We start from the raw sequence: 19,832 nt of genomic DNA, 5'->3' as shown, positions 1-19,832 counted from the left end.
GAAGGAGGCACGCCAGACCCATATAGAAAGCCGCTCGCCGGGCAATGGTTCCCGGTGGGAACGCCGGATAGGGTAGAGCGTTGAACATCAACTATCCCTTTCCCGTATCTGTACAATTTAGCAACGATCCCAATACCGTTGCGAGCAAGCAGCGTGCCGAATGGACCTTTACGCCAAAGCCCAGACCCTGGGAATCCAGACCGAGTATATCGATGGGAGCGGTCACCGCCGTGTGACAACCCCCGAGGCGCTGACGGCGATCCTCGCGGCGCTGCCGCCCCAGACGCCGCGGCGGATGATCGCCGATCCCGTGGTCGTCAGAGGCGGCCACGGCGGACAGACCCAGTTCTCCGAGGCGGCCCGGCTTCCGGTGCAATGGAAGCTCACCAACGGCACTGCGGTGCTCGCGCAAGGCGAGGCGCATGAGCGGAACGTGACGTGGCCGTCGGGCCTGCCCGAGGGCGTGCACCGGTTGCAGCTCAAGGACGCATCGGGCAGCGAGGAGCTGCCGCTTTTGGTGGCGCCGGACGGCGCATTCGGCGGCGCGTTCGACCGCTGCTGGGTGATCGCGGTCCAGCTCTATGGCGTGCGGTCCGCGCGCAACTGGGGCATCGGCGACTTCACCGACCTGCAGGGCCTGCTCGAATTCGCCCATCGGCTCGGCGCCGATGGCATCGGGCTCAATCCGCTGCATGCGCTGTTCGACGATCGGCCTGGGGATTGCAGCCCGTACTCGCCGAACAGCCGGCTGTTCCTCAACGCGCTCTATATCGACGTCGCGAAGATTCCCGAATTCCGCGCCGATGGCGAGACGCAAGCCGCGCTGGCGCAGCTCCGCAGCCGTGACATGGTCGACTATGTCGGTGCCGCGGCGCTGAAATGGCCCGCGCTGCGCGCGGCCTTCGCGGCCTTCAAGGGCAATCCCGGCCTCGGCCGCTGGCAGGATTTCGAGGCCTATCGCAAGGAGCAGGGCGCGCTGCTGTCGCGCTTCGCCTGCTTCGAGGTGATGCGGCACAAATTCAACACGCCGTGGTGGGAATGGCCGGACGAATGGCGGCAGCCCAACGATACGGCGTGCGCGAAATTGCGCCGGGCGCGCGACATCGCCACGGAGGTCGAATTCGTCGAATTCGTGCAATGGACCGCGGACCGGCAGCTCGGCGCCTGCCAGGCGCTCGCGCACAAGCTCGGCATGCGGGTCGGGCTCTATCTCGACGTCGCCGTCGGCGTGCAGTCGGATGGCTTCGACGCCTGGAATGAGCAGGTCGCGATCTCGCGTCATCTCGGCGTTGGCGCGCCGCCCGATCCTCTCAACACCGCGGGCCAGGATTGGGGGCTTGCCGGCTTCAATGCTGCGGGTCTCGAGCAGCGCTCGTTCGAGCCGTTCAGGCAAATGTTGCGCGCCTCGATGCATCATGCCGGCGCGATCAGGCTCGACCACGCCTTCGGGCTGAAGCGGCTTTATCTCGTGCCGCGCGGGTTCGGCCCGGCCAATGGCGCCTATGTGCTGATGCCGTTCGAGGCGCTGCTGGCGGCGACCGCGCAGGAGAGCACAGCAAGCCGCTGCGTCGTGATCGGCGAGGACCTCGGCACCGTGCCCCCGGGGTTCCGCGAGCAGATGAACGGCTGGGGCATCTGGTCCTATCTCGTGATGATGTTCGAGACCGACGACCAGGGCGTGTTCCGCAACGCGGACTACTATCTGCCGAACGCGCTGGTGACGTTCAACACCCACGACCTGTCGACCTACGCCGGCTGGCGCTCGTTCAGCGACCTCAAGACCAAGCGCGCGCTCGGGATCGATCCCGGCGAGACCGACCAGGGGCGCTGGGATGCGCTCGGCCATCTCGACGACGTGCTGCGCCGGCACGACATCCACCACAATGATTTCTATTCGGTGGTGAACTTCATGACACGGACGCGGTCGCGGATGATGGCGGTTTCGATGGAGGATTTGCTCGGCATCGTCGAGCAGCCGAACATCCCGGGCACCGTCTACGAGCATCCGAACTGGAAACGGCGGCTGCCGGTCTCGATCGAGCATCTCGCGTCGGCGATCGACGTCGACGCACTCAAGCGTGCAACCCGCGAGCGGTCGCACGCCTGACAACGCGGAGCACGGCGCGTGGCCTCTCGTATCGAAGACTATGGATTGATCGGCGATTGCGAGACCGCAGCGCTGGTCGGCCGTGACAGCTCGATCGACTGGCTGTGCTGGCCGGCGTTCGATTCCGACGCCTGCTTTGCGGCGCTGCTAGGCACGTCGCGGAATGGCCGCTGGCTGCTGGCGCCGGCCGGGGAGGTCAGACAGACCTCCCGCCGCTATTGGGACGATACGCTGATCCTCGAGACGCGGTTCGAGACCGAGGACGGCGTAGTCGCGCTGATCGACTTCATGCCGCCGCGCGGCAATGCCTCCGACGTGGTCCGCCTGGTTCGCGGCATCAGCGGCCGCGTCAAGATGCACATGGAGCTGGTGATCCGCTTCGGCTTCGGGGTCGATGTCCCCTGGGTGAAGAAGAACCCGGTCGGCGAGGGGCTACTGGCGATTAGCGGCCAGGACATGACCGTGCTGCGCACCCCAGTGAAGACGTCGGGCAAGGACCTGACCACGATTGCCGAGTTCGAGGTCGGCGAGGGCGACACCGTGCCGTTCGTCCTGACATATGGTGCGTCGTATCAGCCGGTGCCGGAGCCGATCGATCCCGAGGCGGCGCTGAAGGATACCGAGGCATACTGGAAAGAATGGTGCAGCCGTTCGACCTATGACGGCAGCTATCGGCGTGACCTCGTGATGCGCTCGCTGATCACGCTGAAGGCACTGACCTTCAGGCCGACCGGCGGCATCGTCGCCGCACCGACCACGTCATTGCCGGAAAAGCTGGGTGGCGCGCGCAACTGGGACTACCGGTTCTGCTGGCTGCGCGATGCCACCTTCACGCTGCTGGCGCTGATGAATTCGGGCTACACCGAGGAAGCGGCGGCCTGGCACAACTGGCTGCTGCGGGCCGCGGCCGGCGCTCCTGCCGACATGCAGATCATGTACGGCATCCTGGGACAGCGGCGCCTCCTGGAATGGGAAGCCGGATGGCTGCCCGGCTATGAAGGCGCGCAGCCGGTCCGTGTCGGCAATGCCGCACATGCGCAGCTGCAACTCGACGTCTATGGCGAGCTGATCGACGCCTTCCACCAATCCCGCATGGCCAAGCTGAAGCTCGACGAGGAGAACTGGTCGCTCGAATGCACCGTCGTCGCTCATCTCGCCGACGTCTGGGACCAGCCGGATCACGGCATCTGGGAGCGCCGCGGCACGCCCAGACACTACGTGTTCTCCAAGGTGATGTGCTGGGTTGCCTTCGACCGCGCCATCAAGAGCGCGGAGCGGTTCGGCTTCAAGGGGCCGCTGGTCAAATGGCGGGTCTTGCGCGAGGCCATTCATCGCGACGTCTGCCTGCGGGGCTTCGATCCTGGTCTCGACAGTTTCGTCGAGAGCTATGGCTCAAAGCTGCTCGACGCCAGCCTTCTCTTGCTGCCGTCGGTCGGCTTCCTGCCGCCGGACGATCCGCGCATCCGCGGCACGATCGACGCGGTCGAGCGGCACATGATGCGCGACGGGTTCGTGCTGCGGCACGATCCACGCGAGGTGTCCGACGAAATCCAGCCGATCGAGGGCGCGTTCCTGGCCTGCAGCCTGTGGCTTGCCGACGCCCATGTGCTGGCAGGAAATCTCGACAAGGCGCAAACCATGTTCGACCGCGTTGTCGCCGTCGCCAACGATCTCGGGCTGCTGGCGGAGGAGTTCGACTCCGGCGCCGGCCGGCAGACCGGCAACTTTCCGCAGGCGCTGACCCATATCGCGCTGATCAACACGGCGCACAATCTCAGCGCCGCCAGGGCCGACGCTGAGAAGCCCGCGGTGCAGCGGTCGACCTGATCGTGGCTTTTGCTTTGCACACGATCTTTTTAGAAGGCCGCCCTAACGGCCCATCGTCAGCACCGTGTCCATCGCGCGCGCGAAACCGTCGTGCTCGTTGGTTTCGGTGACATGCGTGGCGCGCGCCTTCACGTCATCGCTGGCATTGCCCATCGCGAACGAGACGCCGCTTCTCGCAAACATCGGCAGATCGTTCTGCATGTCGCCGATTGTGGCGACATTCTCCAGCGCCACGCCGAGGCGCTTCGCGATGCCCTCGACGAAGGTGCCCTTGTCGTGGCCGGGCGGGGTGACGTCGAGATAGTAGGTCTGCGAGCGGACCGCGGTCGCGTCATTGCCGACCATCTGCTGCATCTCCGCCTCGCAGCGCTGCAGCAGAGGCGCATCCGAGCTCGCGCCGACGATCTTGCAGGCCTGGTCGAGATAGGGCGTGAAATCGCTGACGATGGTCGGATCATGCTTGATCGTGTGCTGCTCGTGGGCGGTGTATTCGCCGTCCGGATTGCGCGTCAGCCAGCGGTCGTTGGTGAACAGCCAGATGTCGACGCCGCGCTCGCGGAGCAGGTCGACGCAGCGCCTGGCCACGGCCGCGGGGATCAAATGCTGTTCAATCGGCTTCAACTGCGGATCGACGATCGAAGAGCCGTTGAAGGCGCCGATCGGCAGGCTGATCGCGAGCGGAGGGACGAGGAAGCTCATTCCGATCGTCGGCCGGCTGGAGACGATGGTGAAGCCGATGCCCGCTTCATGCAGCTTGCGCACCGCCGCCCTGGCGCCGTCGGTCAGGGTCTTGTCCTTGGTGAGCAGCGTGCCGTCGACATCGGATACGACAAGGGCGATGCGGGTCATGGGAGGTCCAGCTTCAGTTGATTGACAATGTCTTCGACGATGGTGTCGACCGAACGGTCGATCGCAACCGTGATCGGGCGTTCATCCGGCGTCGGCGGCTCCAGCGTCTTGAACTGGCTGGCGAGCAGCCCCGGCGGCATGAAATGGTCCTTGCGCGCGGCCAGCCGTGTGGCGATCAGCTCCTGCGTGCCGTCGAGGAAGACGATGCGGATGTCGTCGCGGCCATGCACCAGGATGTCGCGATAGGCGCGCTTCAGCGCGGAGCAGGCGATGACGGCGCGTTCGCGGACGCCGCAGGTGCGGTCGATCTCGTTGGCGATGGCGCGCAGCCAGGGCCAGCGATCCTCGTCGGTGAGCGGCTGGCCGGAATGCATTTTCGCGACATTGCTCGGCGGATGAAAGCTGTCGCCGTCCTCGAAACGCCAGCCGATTCTGATTGCAAGGCGGTCGGCAATGGTGCTCTTGCCCGAGCCCGAGACGCCCATCACGACCAGTGCGCAGGGGTTTTGCCCGTCACCCAAGAGAGTCACCCAAGAGAATCCTCCGGCAGCGCGGCCTGATCGATCAGCCAGACGGTTTCGCCCAGCGATCGCGCGCGGTTTGCCGGCAGGTTCTCGCCTGCGAACAGGCGCGTCAAGATCGCGCGCTTGCTTTCTCCCGCCACCTCGAACAGCATCTCGCGGCAGGAGGCGAGGGCAGGCAGCGTCAAGGAGACGCGCGGCACGAACGGCTCGACATTGGCCTTGGGCACCCCGACCACCCAGCGCTGGGTTTCGTCGACCGCGGGATAGCCGGGAAACAGTGAGGCGGTGTGGCCGTCGGGCCCGATGCCCATCAGCACCAGGTCGAACAGCGGCCGCTTCGGATCGAGCTGTTCGGCGCCGTAGAAGGCCATCAGCTCGTTCTCGTACAGCGCCGCGCTGACGTCTGGATCCCTGAGATCGGCGGTGTCGGTTGCGATCGGATGGACATTCGCGGCCGGAGCGCAGCGGTCGAGGAAGGCCTGGCGCGCCATGCTCATATTGTGCAGCTTGTCCTGGCGCGGCACCAGGCGCTCGTCGCCGATGAACCAGTCGATGCGATCCCACGGAATCCGCCGGCGATAGTCCGGTGTCGCCAGCAGCTGGTAGAGCGCCTTGGGGCTGGAGCCGCCGGTGAGGCAGACCGCGATCCGGCCGCTGTTCTGGTCGATCCTGGCGATCACCCGTTCGGCGGCCGTCTGCGCCAGTGCGGCCGGATCGGCGACCGTGATGATCTTGCGCTCGCCGCTCGTGGTCATGGTCAGCTGAGCTTCCGCCAGCTGCGGCCATCGCGCGTCAGCAGCGCGTTGGCCGCCTCCGGGCCTTCGCTGCCGGCCTTGTAGGGTTGCAGGCCACGCCCGCCGGCAGTCTTCCAGGCGTCGAGGAAGGGCTGCACCGCCTGCCATCCGGCCTCGACGCTGTCGGCGCGCTGGAACAACAGATTGTCGCCGATCATGCAGTCGTAGATCAGCGTCTCGTAGCCGGTCGACGGCTCGGCCTTGAAGTAGTCCTTGTAGCGGAACTTCATCTCGACGCCGTCGATGTTGATGGCCGGGCCCGGCACCTTGGTGTTGAACTGCAGCTCGATGCCTTCGGTCGGCTCGGTCGAAATGACGAGGTAGTTCTGCGACAGGCGGTCGACCGCGGTATCGCGGAACATCGCGAACGGCGCCTGCTTGAACTTGATCGCGATCTCGGTGCGCTTGGTGGTCAGTGCCTTGCCGGTGCGCAGGTAGAACGGCACGCCGGCCCAGCGCCAATTGTCGATGGTCAGCTTCAGTGCCGCATAGGTCTCGGTCCAGCTGTCGGGCTTGACGTCCGGCGTCTTGAGATAGTCCTCGATCTCGGTGTCACCGATCCGGCCGCCGCGATATTGGCCGCGCACCGAATTGGACAGCGCCTCCTGCGCACTCTGGATCTGGATCGCGCTCAGCACCTCGGCCTTTTCCGAACGCACCGCATGGGCGTCGAAGCGCGCAGGCGGCTCCATCGTCACCAGCGACAGCAGCTGGAACAGATGGTTCGGCACCATGTCGCGCAGCGCGCCGGTGGCGTCGTAGAAGCTGCCGCGATGGCCGACGCCGAGCTTCTCGTCCACGGTGATCTGGATGTGGTCGATATGGTTGCGGTTCCAGATCGGCTCGAACATGCCGTTGGCAAAGCGCAGCACCAGGATGTTCTGGACGGTTTCCTTGCCGAGGTAATGGTCGATCCGGTAGATTTGGTGCTCGTCCATCAGCTTCAGCAGCGCGGCGTTCAGCGCCCTAGCCGACGCCAGATCGGTGCCGAACGGTTTTTCGATGATCAGCCGCCGCCAGGCGCCGTTCTCCTCCAGCATGCCGGTGCGTCCGAGCTGCTCGCTGATCGGCAGGAAGGCGTTCGGCGGCGTCGCGAGATAGAACAGCCGGTTGCCGCCGGTGCCGCGTGCCGTCTCGAGCTTATCGAGCCGTTCGTTCATGGCGTCGAACGAAGCGGGATCTCTCGGATCGGCCTCGATCGAGGTGACGCATTCGAACAGCCGCTTCGCGATCGCCTCGTCGACGGGGCGGGTAGCGAACTTGCGAAGCCCCTGCATCAGGCTGTCGGTCAGCTGCTCGCTCGACATGCCCTTGCGGACAATGCCGACGACGCAGAATTTCTCCGGCAGCAAATTGCCGGCGGCGAGATTGTAGAGCGCCGGAACGACCAGCCGGTGTGTCAGATCACCGGTGGCGCCGAAGATGATGAAGGAACAAGGATCGGGTTTCTTCTGCACGTGACCTTCCGCGGTTCGTTTTAAGCCTTCTTCGGCGGCTCCTTGTGGCCGCCAAACCCTGCGCGCATCGCCGAGAGGATCTTCTCGGCGAAGGTGTGGTCCTTGCGCGAGCGGAAGCGCGTGTAGAGCGCCGCCGTCAGCACCTCGGCCGGAACCGCCTCGTCGACCGCGGCATTGACGGTCCAGCGGCCTTCGCCGGAGTCCTCGACGAAGCCCGAATAATTGTCGAGCGTGTGGTTCTGCGCCAGCGCCGAGGCCGTGAGGTCGAGCAGCCAGGACGGGATCACGCTGCCGCGCCGCCAGACTTCGGCGATGTCGGCGATATCGAGATCGAAGCGATGGTCCGGCGGCAGCGCCTCGATATTGGCGTTCTTCAGGATGTCGAAGCCTTCGGCATAGGCCTGCATCAGGCCGTATTCGATGCCGTTGTGGATCATCTTGACGAAATGCCCGGCGCCGATCGGGCCGGCGTGGATGTAGCCCTGTTCGATGCGCGGATCGCGGCCGTCGCGGCCGGTGGTGCGCGGGATGTCGCCGATGCCGGGCGCCAGCGTCTTGAAGATCGGATCGAGCCGGTCGACCACGCCCTTGTCGCCGCCGATCATCATGCAGTAGCCGCGCTCGATGCCCCAGATGCCGCCGCTGGTGCCGACGTCGACGTAATGCAGCCCACGCTCCCGCAGCGCCTTGCCGCGGCGGACGTCGTCCTGCCAGAAGGTGTTGCCGCCGTCGATGATGACGTCGCCGGGCTGCATCAGCTTCGACAGCGCCTCGATGGTGGCTTCGGTGATCTTGCCGGCCGGCAGCATCACCCAGGCGGTGCGCGGCGCTTCCAGCTTGAGGACGAAATCCTCCAGCGACGAGGAACCGGTGGCATTGTCGGCGACCAGCGCGGCGACCGCCTTCGGATCCTTGTCGTAGACCACGGTGGTGTGGCCGTTGCTCATCAGGCGGCGGACGATGTTGCCGCCCATCCGCCCGAGGCCGATCATGCCGAGTTGCATTGCTCGCCTCCGTCAGTTCAGTGCGGCCGAGATCGCGGCATCGAGTGCCGCAAGCCCGGAGGCGAGGTCGCCCTTGAGATGCACGCGCAGCGCCCGCCGGCCGCGCTCGGTGAGCACGTCGAAATCGCCGCGCGCCTGCGCCGCCTTGATCACGCCGAAGCTCGCCTTCTGGCCGGGCACGGCCAAGTCCTTGCTGTCGTCGGTCGTGACCTGCAGGAACACGCCGCTGTCGGGGCCGCCCTTGTAGGCCTGTCCGGTCGAATGCAGGAAGCGCGGGCCGAATTCGGCGCAGGTCGCAAGGTGTTTCGCGTCGCGCACCTTCAGCCGCATCGCCTGCATGGCATCGATAGTGTCGCCGTCGCGCTCGATATAGGCGAGCAGGGCAACATAGTCGCCGCGGCCGGAGCGCGAGAGGTGGGCCTTGATCCAGGAATTGAGGTCGCCATTGGCACCGGCCTTGCGCAGCTCCTCGGCGTTCTGCGCGTCGGTGTAGAGCTCGAAGCCATCCGCCGACACCACCGGCTGCTCGGCCGGCAGCGACCCGGTCTTCTCGAAGGCTGCCGTCAGCTCGCGCGTCTTGATCTTGGCGGCCTCGACGTCGGGCTGGTTGAACGGGTTGATGCCGAGGATCGCGCCTGCGACCGCGGTCGCGATCTCGAAGCGAAAGAACTCCTGGCCGATATGGTCGATCGATTTCATCACGATCCGGACCACGGGATGGCCGGCGGCCTCGAGCGCGGCGAGCTTGGCCTCATGCGCGGCGTCGTGCTCGCCCTCGGTGCGCAGGTCGATGAAGAAGCGGTCGCTGCCGTAGACCGCGGCATCGCCGATGGTTTCGCCCTCGATCGGGATCAGGCCCTTGCCGTCCTTGCCGGTCGATTCCGCGATCAGCTGCTCGGCCCAGGCGCCGAAATCGGCGACGTCGGGCGAGGCGAAGATCGTCACCTTGTCGCGGCCTTCGAGCCCGGCGATGCCCATCGCAAGCCCGAGCTGGACGCCCGGGTTTTGCTGCGGCGGCACGTCGGCGCCGCAGGAGCGCACCATGGCGAGCGTGTGCCCGAGCAGGCTGCGGACGTCGATGCCCGCGGCGGCCGCCGGCACCAGGCCGAATGGCGACAGCACGGAATAGCGGCCGCCGATCGCGGGATCGCCGTAGAAGATGCGGGCAAAGCCCTGCTTGATCGCCACCTTCTGCAGCGACGAACCGGGATCGGTCACCGCGATGAAGCGATGGCCGGCCTTGTCCTTGCCGATCGCCTTGGCCACCCGGTCGAAGAAATAGTCCTTCATCACGTTCGGCTCGGTGGTGCCGCCGGATTTGGAGGAGACGATGAACAGCGTCTTCGCGATGTCGACATACTCCTCCATCGCGCGCACCTGCGCCGGATCGGTGGAATCGAGCACGTGCAGCCGCGGGAAGCCGGACTTGTGCGGAAAGGTCTGCGCCAGCACCTCCGGCCCGAGGCTCGATCCGCCCATGCCGAGCACGACGGCGTCGGTGAAGTTCTGGCCCTTCACGCGCTTGGCGAAATCCTCGTAGTCGGCGACGTCGGCGGTTGCGGCGCTGGTCAGCCAGCCCAGCCATTTGTCCTCGTCATCGCCGGTCCAGACCGACTTGTCCTTGTGCCAGAGCCTGCGGATCTTGGCCGACGCACGCCATTCCTCGGTGCTCTTCTCGACCGCCTTCTCGATGCCGGCGCCGAGCGCCAGCTTCTGGTGGTCGATGCCGCCGCCGAGCGAGGTCGCGCGCTTGTGGGCGACCGCGCCGTACAGCTTGTCGGCCGCGTCGGCGAACAGCTTGACGCCGTCCTTGACCAGCTCCTCGGTGATCGCATCGAGCGAGATGCCGGACTTCTCCAGCTCCTCCAGCACGTGGCGGGCGTCTTCGACATTCTCCTCGAGGCTGTCGCGGACCTTGCCGTGGTCGCGGAAGGCGTCAAGCGTTGCCGGCGGCACCGTGTTGACGGTGTCGGGGCCGATCAGCTCCTCGACATAGAGCACGTCGCTATAGTCCTTGTTCTTGGTGCCGGTCGACGCCCACAACAGCCGCTGCGGCTTGGCGCCCTTGGCCGTGAGCTTGTCCCAGCGCGGGCCGGAGAACAGGCGCTTGTAGTCCTGGTAGGCGAGCTTTGCATTGGCGATCGCGACCTTGCCCTTCAAGGCCGCGAGCCGCTCCTTCTCGGACGGGTCGTTGGCGCGCGCGATCTTCTCGTCGAGCTGCTTGTCGACGGCAGAGTCGATGCGGCTGACGAAGAAGCTGGCGACGCTTGCCACATGGGAGGGGTCGCCGCCCCTGGCGACGTACTTCTCCAGGCCCTTGAGATAGGCTTCCGCGACCTGGCGATAGACCTTCTGGGAGAACAACAGCGTGATGTTGATGCTGATGCCTTCGCCGATCAGATACTCGACCGCCGGCAGGCCCTCCGGCGTCGCCGGCACCTTGACCATCAGGTTCTTGCGGTGGACGTCCTTCCAGAGCCGCTCGGCCTCCGCAATCGTGCCCTTGGTGTCCATCGCGAGGTAGGGCGACACTTCGAGGCTGACGAAGCCGTCGCCACCATGGCTCTGGTCGTAGACCGGGCGCAGCACGTCGGCGGCGTGCTGGATGTCCTCGACCGCAAGATGTTCGAACAGGTCGGCGACCGAGCGGTCGCCCTTCTTGAGGGCCTTGCCGATCGCCCCGTCATACTCGTCCGAGCTGCCGATCGCCTTCTCGAAGATCGAGGGGTTGGACGTCACGCCTTTGACGCCGTCGGTCTCGATCAGCCGCTTCAGGTCGCCCTTGGCGACGAAGCCGCGGGCAAGGAAGTCCAGCCAGACGGCCTGGCGGTGATTTTCGAGTGCTTTGACGGGGTTCATGGGTGCCTGTTCTCGTTCGATCGAGGGTCGATTTTTGGGTTCCCGGCCAGCTTTCGGGGGTGGAGGCGGATTGTCAACATGGCTGGGGGCCCGGACGGAATATCGGCATTCCAAAGGGATAACGCCATTCACAACAGTTCGATCCCCCCGGACGCCGGTGCGAGGAGACCCTGATCTCGGCACATTTTTATGACGCGTTGCGGGCGCGCGGCTGCGCGTCAGGGCCGCAGGTAGAGGTAGCCCTGGGATTGCAGCTCGGCGAGGCGGACCACGCCGCCGTGCTCGGCGGCGACGAAGCCGGGAAGCAGGTCCTTCAGGCCGATGTTCTGCGATTTCATGGTGTTGCGCCAGGCGGCGAGCTCAATCCCGTCCTTTGCGAACTGCCCGACATGCTTCGACAGGTCGGGATTGGCGGCCGCCGAATGGAAAGCTTTCAGCGCCTGGCCATGCACCACGAGCGCGAGCGTCACATTGCCGGGGCCGCCGACGCCGTCGAGATGGTTCTGGATGTTGCCGATCACGAAATTGACCTTGCCGAGGTCGTCGAGGTGATAGACCACCTTCAGCTTTCCCGGTGGTTGGGTCTCAGTAGCGGCGTTCGCCCGTGACGCCGCAAAGGCAGCGCCGATCGCCGAGAGAGTGCCCCACAGGATGCCGCGTCGGTGCATGGCGTCCCTTGCGCAATGATTGTCGACCGGCGCAAAGCCTATCACTTGTGGCGGAGCGCAGCGAGTTCCTTGCGGTCGGTCACAAGTTCGGCGCATTCGCCCAAGTCCGCGCGATCGACGCGGAAGATCTTGTCGTCGGCACCGGCGAGCAGCGCTTCGGCCGCGTCATCGTCGGGCTTGTTGCGATTCCACATCCTGATGCTGCTCAGGCGTGCGATCGCGGATTTATCGTCCTTCGACAACGCCACGGTGATACCGCCGCCCTCACAATCCACGCTGCATTCGAAGCGTATCTCGTGTCCGGATTCGGTCGCGATCGCGTGGTTGCAGTAGCCGCTGGAGTCGAAATTGCCGGGGCGGTGGCGGTAAGCGACGCCGAGCCGGAACGAGTAGTTGGTGGTCTTGTCTTCCGGCGCAAATTCGGCGGCGACGAGCAGCTTCATCGCGCTGACCTTCTGCTTCGGATGCTGCGCCAGATGATTTGCATCGTATCGCCGCACGAAGCAGGCATAGGCTTTCGCGCCGGGCGGGCCTGCAAACATCCTGTTGTCGAAGGCGGCCGCCTTGGCCTTGTCGACGCCTTCCTGCGCCTCGACGGTTAACACCGCGCCGGCGCAGGCTGCGGCGCCAAGTGCGACAACAAGGAGCGTCTGCTTCATGACCGCCTCGGGAATAGCCCGTGCCTCCAAGGTGTCATCTTTACAGCGCGGCAATGGTGCCGCGTGGAACTGCGCGGGCTCGTTGCCTTAGTCGCGGCGACAAGGAGGCACGTTCAACCTCGTCTGACAGTTTGTTCATGCGAGTCTGTGACGTACACATCTTGACGCCAAGGCAGGACAGCCACACCTTTTCAGGGAGCCCAACGTTCATCGCCGGACGGGGAAGTTGCCCCGCTCGGATGTCCGCTTCGAAGGCCTGGGCCCCGGTAAACCACGGATGTGGCGAGGGGGTTACAGACACCAAAAACAAGGGGATATTGATGAACCATTAAGCTTCCTGCCTGTTGATAAGGCAGAGGCTGCACGCGCCGTGCATTGCCGAAATGAGTCGGTCGAGTGTCCAATGGACCCAGCGTGCCGACGCTGATTCGATCCTAGGACGCTCTGGTTGCGACTCGTGTCAGTCGTGCGGCGATACATATCGTGGAGAGAGGGATCATGTACAACGATTCTTTGTTCAACGCCTTCGCAAGGTCGTTTGAAGCGCGAAGCCAGACCGACATGTCGATGGCCGAGTATTTGGAGTCGTGTCGAAGTGATCCGATGCGATACGCCAATGCGGCCGAGCGGTTATTAGCGGCAATCGGTGAGCCACAGATGATCGACACGGCCAAGGACCCACGCCTTGGCCGTATCTTTTTGAACCGTACGATCAGGTCGTATCCGGCCTTCGCCGGCTTCTTCGGCATGGAGGACACGATCGAACGCCTGGTCGGCTTCTTCCGCCACGCCGCACAGGGCCTCGAAGAGCGCAAGCAGATCCTCTATCTGCTCGGACCGGTCGGCGGCGGCAAGTCGTCGCTCGCCGAGCGCATCAAGGCGCTGATGGAAATTCATCCGATCTACGTGCTGAAGGCGGGCGACGAGCTGTCGCCGGTGTTCGAGAGCCCGCTCGGGCTGTTCGACCCCGAGCAGCTCGGGCCGATGATCGAGGAGAAGTACGGCATTCCGCGCCGCCGGCTGAGCGGGCTGATGTCGCCCTGGGCCTACAAGCGGCTCGAGGCCTTCGGCGGCGACATCTCGCAATTCCGCGTCGCGCGCATCCAGCCCTCCCGGCTGCGCCAGATCGCGGTCGCCAAGACCGAGCCCGGTGACGAGAACAACCAGGACATCTCCTCGCTGGTCGGCAAGGTCGACATCCGCAAGCTCGAGACCTACGCCCAGAACGACCCGGACGCCTATAGCTATTCCGGCGGCCTCAACCGCGCCAACCAGGGCGTGCTCGAGTTCGTCGAGATGTTCAAGGCGCCGATCAAGATGCTGCACCCGCTGCTGACGGCGACGCAGGAGGGCAACTACATCGGCACCGAGAACATCGGTGCGATCCCGTTCACCGGCATCATCCTCGCGCACTCGAACGAAGCCGAGTGGCAGAGCTTCAAGACCAACAAGAACAACGAGGCCTTCATCGACCGCATCTGCGTCATCAAGGTGCCGTACTGCCTGCGGGTCACTGAGGAGCAGAAGATCTACGAGAAGCTGATCCAGACCTCCGAGCTTGCCGCCGCGCCGTGCGCGCCGGCAACGCTGGAAACGCTGGCCCGCTTCTCGGTGATGTCGCGGCTGCGCAAGCACGAGAACTCGACGCTGTTCGCCAAGATGCGGGTCTATGACGGCGAGAGCCTGAAGGAATCCGATCCGAAGGCGCGCAGCGTGCAGGAATACAAGGACGCGGCCGGCGTCGATGAAGGCATGGACGGCGTCTCCACCCGCTTTGCCTTCAAGGTGCTGGCCTCGACCTTCAATCACGACACCACCGAGGTCGGCGCCGACGCGGTGCATCTGATGTATGTGCTGGAGATGGCGATTCGCCGCGAGCAGCTGCCTGACGAGGTCGAGAAGCGCTATCTCGAATTCATCAAGGCCGATCTCGCGCCGCGCTATGCCGAGTTCATCGGCAACGAGATCCAGAAGGCCTATCTGGAATCCTACGCCGACTACGGCCAGAACCTGTTCGACCGCTATGTCGACTACGCCGATGCCTGGATCGAGGACCAGGACTTCAAGGATCCCGACACCGGCCAGCTGATGAACCGCGAACTCCTGAACCAGGAGCTGACCAAGATCGAGAAGCCGGCCGGCATCGCCAACCCGAAGGACTTCCGCAACGAGGTCGTCAAGTTCTCGCTGCGTTCGCGGGCGCACAATGGCGGCAAGAACCCGAGCTGGACCTCCTACGAAAAGGTTCGCGACGTGATCGAGAAACGGATATTCTCCCAGGTCGAGGATCTGCTTCCGGTCATCTCGTTCGGCTCTAAGAAGGACGGCGAGACCGAGAAGAAGCACGGCGAGTTCGTTGAGCGGATGGTGGAGCGCGGTTATACCGAGCGCCAGGTCCGCCGGCTCGTCGAGTGGTACATGCGGGTGAAGCAGGCCGGCTAGTGCACGATCCGGAAAGCCGGCAGCGGCTTTCCGTCTCATTTCGTCCCGTCCAATAAGAATGCGATGCGACTGTCATGATCGCATCCGGCGTGAGGCAGATGCAACGTGGTCATGCATATCGTCGATCGGCGGTTGAATCCGGGTAGCAAGAGCCTGGAGAACCGGCAGCGCTTCCTGCGGCGCGCCAAGGCGCTGGTGCAGGGGGCCGTCAAGAAGTCGTCGCAGGACCGGGACATCAAGGATGTCCTGGAGGGTGGCGAGGTGACCATCCCGCTGGACGGCATGGATGAGCCGCGGTTCCGGCGCGAGGGCGGCACGCGTGACATGGTGCTGCCGGGCAACAAGAAATTCGTCGAGGGCGACTGGCTGCAGCGTCCGAACCAGAGCGGCGCCAAGGGCTCCGGCGCGGGCGAGGGCGACAGCGAGGACGCCTTCCGCTTTGTGCTGAGCCGCGAGGAGTTCGTCGATCTCTTCCTCGACGACCTCGAACTGCCCGACCTTGCCAAGCGCAAGCTCGCGCAAACCGAGAGCGAGGGCATCCAGCGCGCCGGCTATGCGACGTCGGGCTCGCCCGCCAACATCTCGATCAGCCGCACGGTGAGCCGGGCCCTGGCGCGTCGCGTGGCGCTGCGCCGGCCGAGCAAGGACGAGATCGAGGCGCTCGAGGCGGAGCTTGCGGCGTGCGAGGACGAGACGCGCCGCCGCGAGCTGCTGGCGCAGCTCGAAGCGCTGAAGGCCAAGGCCAAGCGGATTCCCTTCATCGATCCGATCGACATCCGCTACCGCCGCTTCGAGACGGTGCCGAAGCCGGTGGCGCAGGCCGTGATGTTCTGCCTGATGGACGTCTCGGGCTCGATGTCCGAGCACATGAAGGATCTGGCCAAGCGGTTCTACATGCTGCTCTACGTCTTCCTGAAGCGGCGCTACAAGCATGTCGAGATCGTGTTCATCCGGCACACCGACCGCGCCGAGGAGGTGGACGAGGATACGTTCTTCCATGGACCGGCGTCCGGCGGCACGCTGGTGTCGAGCGCGCTGGTTGCGATGAACGACATCGTCCGCACCCGCTTCCGTCCCGCCGACTGGAACATCTACGCCGCGCAGGCCTCGGACGGCGACAACATGACCTCCGACAGCGCGGTGACCGGGCATCTGTTGACCGACAAGATCCTGCCGGTCTGCCAGTTCTTTGCTTATCTCGAGGTCGGCGAGGCCGCCAACTACACCTTCGACATGCCGGACTCCTCGCTCTGGACGCTCTATGAGCGTCTGCGCAACGACGGCGCGCCGTTGTCGATGCGCAAGGTGAGCGAGCGGGGCGAGATCTTCCCGGTGTTCCAAGACCTGTTCAAGCGCCGCACCGGCCAGGAAAGGGTTTAGTTTAATGGGGTCTTCCGGCGAGCTGCTGTTCGAGGGCGCTGATTGGGATTTCCAGATCCTGCAACGGGTTCACGACGCCTGCGAGAAGATCGCGCGCAAGGAGCTCGGGCTCGACGTCTATCCCAACCAGATCGAGGTGATCACCGCCGAGCAGATGCTCGACGCCTATTCGTCGGTCGGCATGCCGCTGTTCTACAAGCACTGGTCGTTCGGCAAGCAGTTCGCGTTCCAGGAGGCGTCCTATCGCAAGGGCCTGATGGGCCTCGCCTATGAGATCGTGATCAACTCGTCGCCGTGCATCTCCTATCTGATGGAGGAGAACACGGCGACGATGCAGACGCTGGTGATCGCGCATGCGGCGTTCGGGCACAATCACTTCTTCAAGAACAACTATCTGTTCAAGCAGTGGACCGATGCCGACGGCATCCTCGATTATCTCGAATTCGCCAAGGGCTACATTGCAGCCTGCGAGGATCGTCATGGCCGCGAGACGGTGGAGCGGACGCTCGATGCCGCGCATGCGCTGATGTCGCACGGCGTCGACCGCTATCCCGGCAAGAAGACGCTCGACTTGCGTGCCGAGGAGAAGCGCGCCGGCGAGCGCCGGCAGCACGAGGAAGCCGTGTTCAACGATCTGTGGCGGACGGTGCCGAACACCAAGGCCAAGAGCAAGGCTACGCTCAGCGCCGAGCGCCGCCGCGCGCTGCTCGGCCTGCCCCAGGAAAACATCCTCTACTTCCTCGAGAAGACCGCGCCGCGCCTGCAAGGCTGGCAGCGCGAGCTCATTCGCATCGTGCGTCACATCGCGCAGTACTTCTACCCGCAGGGCCAGACCAAGGTGATGAACGAGGGCACCGCGACCTACGTCCATTACCGCATCATGAACCGGCTGCATCAGCAGGGCCGGATCACCGACGGCAATTTCCTCGAATTCCTGCAGTCGCACACCAATGTGGTGTTCCAGCCCGAGTTCGACGACCGTCGCTATTCCGGCTTCAATCCTTACGCGCTCGGCTTCGCCATGATGCAGGACATCGAGCGGATCGTGAAGACTCCGGAGGACGAGGACCGCGCCTGGTTCCCTGATATCGCCGGCAAGGGCGACGTCGAGGGCGTGCTGCGCGAGATCTGGAGCAACTACCGCGACGAGAGCTTCATCAACCAGTTCCTCAGCCCGGCGCTGATCCGGCGCTTCCGCATGTTCCATCTGCATGACGACCCGGCCGAAAGCCAGGGCATCAAGGTCGATGCGATCCATGACGAGCGCGGCTACCGCCGGGTGCGCCGCGAGCTGGCGCGGCAATACGACGTCGGCTTCGTCGACGCCAATATCGAGGTCGTGGATGTCGATCTCGACGGCGATCGTCGCCTGATGCTGCGCCACACCACCGTGAAGGGCGCGCAGCTCAACGAGACCGACACGCGGCGCGTACTGCAGCATCTCGCTGATCTGTGGACCTACGACGTGGCACTCACCGAACTCGACGGCACCGACAAGGTGCTGAAGGAATACGTCGTCAGCCCGCGCGCGGCTGCGGTCGCTGCCTGAGGCGTGCGCTCACGCAGCGATCAGCGCGCGGTGACCGTCGCGCGGAATGCGAGTCTTGCTTGGTGAACCTTAGTGTCCACCGAAGGCTCGCATCATGAACATCCCGGCAACATTCCGGATTTGAAAGCGCATCATGTTCCACGCGCGAACGTGATTGCCGGCATGCGGAAACTTCATTGCAGTCTTCTTGGTGATTGCCTGCGCGGGCGCGATTGATAATGTGCGCCGCGTCAAGAAAACCAAGAAAAGGATACGCTCTTGTCAACGCGCTCCCGCCTGGCGGGCTTTCTCGCCTTCACCGCGCTTACAGCCTCGTCGATCTCGCCGTCCGTTGCGGCCGATTCCGCGATCAGAATAGGAAACACCGCGCCCTATAGCGGCCCGGCGTCGGCCTACGGCACGATCGCGCGCGCCGAAGCCGCGTATTTCCAGATGCTCAACGATCAGGGCGGCATTGGCGGCCGCAAGATCGACTTCGAGAGTCTCGACGATGCCTATTCGCCGTCGAAGACCGTCGAGCAGACCCGCAAGCTGGTCGAGCAGGATGAGGTGCTCGCGATCTTCAGCGCGGTCGGCACCGCGCCCAACATCTCGGTGCAGAAATATCTGAACATCAAGCACGTGCCTCAGCTGTTCGTGTCCTCAGGCGCGACGCGCTGGAACGATCCGAAGCAGTTCCCATGGACGGTCGGTTTCAATCCGACCTACGAGCTCGAAGGCCGGCTCTATGCAAAGTACATCCTGAAGACCAAGCCGGACGCGAAGATCGCTGTCATCACGCCGAACGAAGACGCCGGCAAGGACTATCTCAGGGGCTTCAAGGACGGGCTCGGCGAGCATGTCGGCCAGATCGTTGCGGAGACCACGTACCTGACGACCGATCCGACCATCGATTCCCAGATGGTGACGATGCGCGAGTCCGGCGCCGACGTGTTCTTCGCCGAAGCGACGCCGAAATTCGCGGCGCAGGCGCTGCGCAAGGCGGCGAGCATGGGCTGGAAGCCGCTCACCATTCTGCCGACCGTCTCCAACTCCGTCTCTGCGGTGCTTGAACCCGCCGGGCTCGAGAACGTCATCGGTGTCGTGACCGGGCTCTATCTGAAGGACCCGACCGATCCGCGCTGGGCCGACGATCCGGCGCAGCAGGAATTCTCGGCCTGGATGAAGAAGTATCAGCCGAATGCGAGCGCGGGCGACCTCTTCAACGTGCAGGGCTACACCGTCGCGCAGGTCATGACGGCGGTGCTGAAGAACTGCAACGGCGATTACAGCCGCGACAACATCATCAAGCAGGCGACCAATCTGAAGGCGCTCGAACTGCCGATGCTGCTGCCGGGCATCAAGGTGCAGACCGAGCCCGACAATGTGACGCCGATCCGACAGATCCAGATGGCGCGGTTCGACGGCAAGTCGTGGGCCCTGTTCGGCGACGTCTTAAGCGACAAGTAGCCGTCACGAGCTCCGCTGTCGTCCCTGCCTAGTGCGCAATTGCGCACAAAAGCAGGGACCCATACGCCGCGGCTGCTGTTGTGAACGGGACTCGTCGTTCCAGCGTAGCCCGACAATCTGCATCGGTGGTTATGGGCCCCTTGGGTTCACGACACAAGTGCAACACCTGCTAGGGTGTTGTGGCGATGGGACAATGTTATGGCCAGCTCAGCCTTGAAGAGCGCGTTGAGATTTACCGCCTGCATGCAGGCGGTAAATCTCAAA

General features: G+C 64.5%; 15 protein-coding genes. 7 read left to right on the top strand and 8 right to left on the bottom strand.

All coding sequences use genetic code 11. From position 1 onward, the window contains the following. Positions 1-160: 160 nt before the first annotated feature. Both malQ and AC066Y_RS20745 read left to right on the top strand, forming a co-directional pair. Complete coding sequence (malQ, locus tag AC066Y_RS20750) at positions 161-2,107, top strand: 4-alpha-glucanotransferase (RefSeq protein ID WP_478275493.1); 1,947 nt, start codon at positions 161-163, stop codon at positions 2,105-2,107. Positions 2,108-2,125: 18 nt separating this feature from the next. Continuing rightward, the gene (locus AC066Y_RS20745; RefSeq protein ID WP_478275492.1) at positions 2,126-3,934 is read left to right on the top strand and encodes a glycoside hydrolase family 15 protein; all 1,809 of its coding nucleotides are present in this window, start codon (positions 2,126-2,128) and stop codon (positions 3,932-3,934) included. Positions 3,935-3,976: 42 nt separating this feature from the next. On the opposite strand, the gene AC066Y_RS20740 is transcribed toward AC066Y_RS20745, so the two are convergent. The 8 genes from AC066Y_RS20740 to AC066Y_RS20705 form a co-directional block, all read right to left on the bottom strand. Then, positions 3,977-4,783 (bottom strand): HAD family hydrolase, encoded by an 807-nt coding sequence (locus AC066Y_RS20740; protein WP_478275491.1) that lies wholly within the window; start codon positions 4,781-4,783, stop codon positions 3,977-3,979. Next, a complete protein-coding gene (locus AC066Y_RS20735; RefSeq protein WP_478275628.1) occupies positions 4,780-5,268 on the bottom strand; it encodes a gluconokinase in 489 nt (162 codons plus the stop codon). Before AC066Y_RS20735 ends, AC066Y_RS20740 begins: the two co-directional genes overlap by 4 nt. A gap of 41 nt (positions 5,269-5,309) precedes the next feature. Further along, complete coding sequence (gene pgl, locus AC066Y_RS20730; protein WP_478275490.1) at positions 5,310-6,062, bottom strand: 6-phosphogluconolactonase; 753 nt, start codon at positions 6,060-6,062, stop codon at positions 5,310-5,312. Between the two features lie 2 nt (positions 6,063-6,064). After that, positions 6,065-7,558, bottom strand: coding sequence for a glucose-6-phosphate dehydrogenase (gene zwf / locus AC066Y_RS20725; protein WP_478275489.1), 1,494 nt, complete (start codon positions 7,556-7,558; stop codon positions 6,065-6,067). Positions 7,559-7,578: 20 nt separating this feature from the next. Beyond that, on the bottom strand, positions 7,579-8,562 hold the full coding sequence (gnd, locus tag AC066Y_RS20720) for a phosphogluconate dehydrogenase (NAD(+)-dependent, decarboxylating) (RefSeq protein WP_478275488.1): 984 nt from the start codon (positions 8,560-8,562) through the stop codon (positions 7,579-7,581). 12 nt (positions 8,563-8,574) lie between these two features. Continuing rightward, complete coding sequence (locus AC066Y_RS20715; protein ID WP_478275487.1) at positions 8,575-11,421, bottom strand: bifunctional transaldolase/phosoglucose isomerase; 2,847 nt, start codon at positions 11,419-11,421, stop codon at positions 8,575-8,577. Positions 11,422-11,639: 218 nt separating this feature from the next. After that, positions 11,640-12,089: a DsrE family protein gene (locus AC066Y_RS20710; protein WP_478275486.1), complete on the bottom strand. Its 450-nt coding sequence runs from the start codon at positions 12,087-12,089 to the stop codon at positions 11,640-11,642. Positions 12,090-12,130: 41 nt separating this feature from the next. Continuing rightward, positions 12,131-12,748, bottom strand: coding sequence for a hypothetical protein (locus AC066Y_RS20705; protein WP_478275485.1), 618 nt, complete (start codon positions 12,746-12,748; stop codon positions 12,131-12,133). A 498-nt stretch (positions 12,749-13,246) separates the two neighbouring features. Here AC066Y_RS20705 and AC066Y_RS20700 point away from each other — a divergent pair, with 498 nt between their 5' ends. From AC066Y_RS20700 to AC066Y_RS20680, 5 genes are all read left to right on the top strand, one after another. Then, positions 13,247-15,190 (top strand): PrkA family serine protein kinase, encoded by a 1,944-nt coding sequence (locus AC066Y_RS20700; RefSeq protein WP_478275484.1) that lies wholly within the window; start codon positions 13,247-13,249, stop codon positions 15,188-15,190. Positions 15,191-15,301: 111 nt separating this feature from the next. Continuing rightward, positions 15,302-16,570, top strand: a complete 1,269-nt coding sequence (locus tag AC066Y_RS20695) for a YeaH/YhbH family protein (RefSeq protein WP_478275627.1) — start codon at positions 15,302-15,304, stop codon at positions 16,568-16,570. Positions 16,571-16,574: 4 nt separating this feature from the next. Beyond that, complete coding sequence (locus AC066Y_RS20690; RefSeq protein ID WP_478275483.1) at positions 16,575-18,119, top strand: SpoVR family protein; 1,545 nt, start codon at positions 16,575-16,577, stop codon at positions 18,117-18,119. A 72-nt stretch (positions 18,120-18,191) separates the two neighbouring features. Continuing rightward, complete coding sequence (locus AC066Y_RS20685) at positions 18,192-18,335, top strand: hypothetical protein (protein ID WP_478275482.1); 144 nt, start codon at positions 18,192-18,194, stop codon at positions 18,333-18,335. A gap of 42 nt (positions 18,336-18,377) precedes the next feature. Beyond that, positions 18,378-19,568, top strand: a complete 1,191-nt coding sequence (locus AC066Y_RS20680) for an ABC transporter substrate-binding protein (RefSeq protein WP_478275481.1) — start codon at positions 18,378-18,380, stop codon at positions 19,566-19,568. Positions 19,569-19,832 lie beyond the last annotated feature (264 nt).

Source organism: Bradyrhizobium sp. USDA3010, assembly GCF_056429065.1.
The sequence above is the reverse complement of the archived record's forward strand: the minus strand, read 5'-3'. Positions and strand labels throughout refer to the sequence as shown.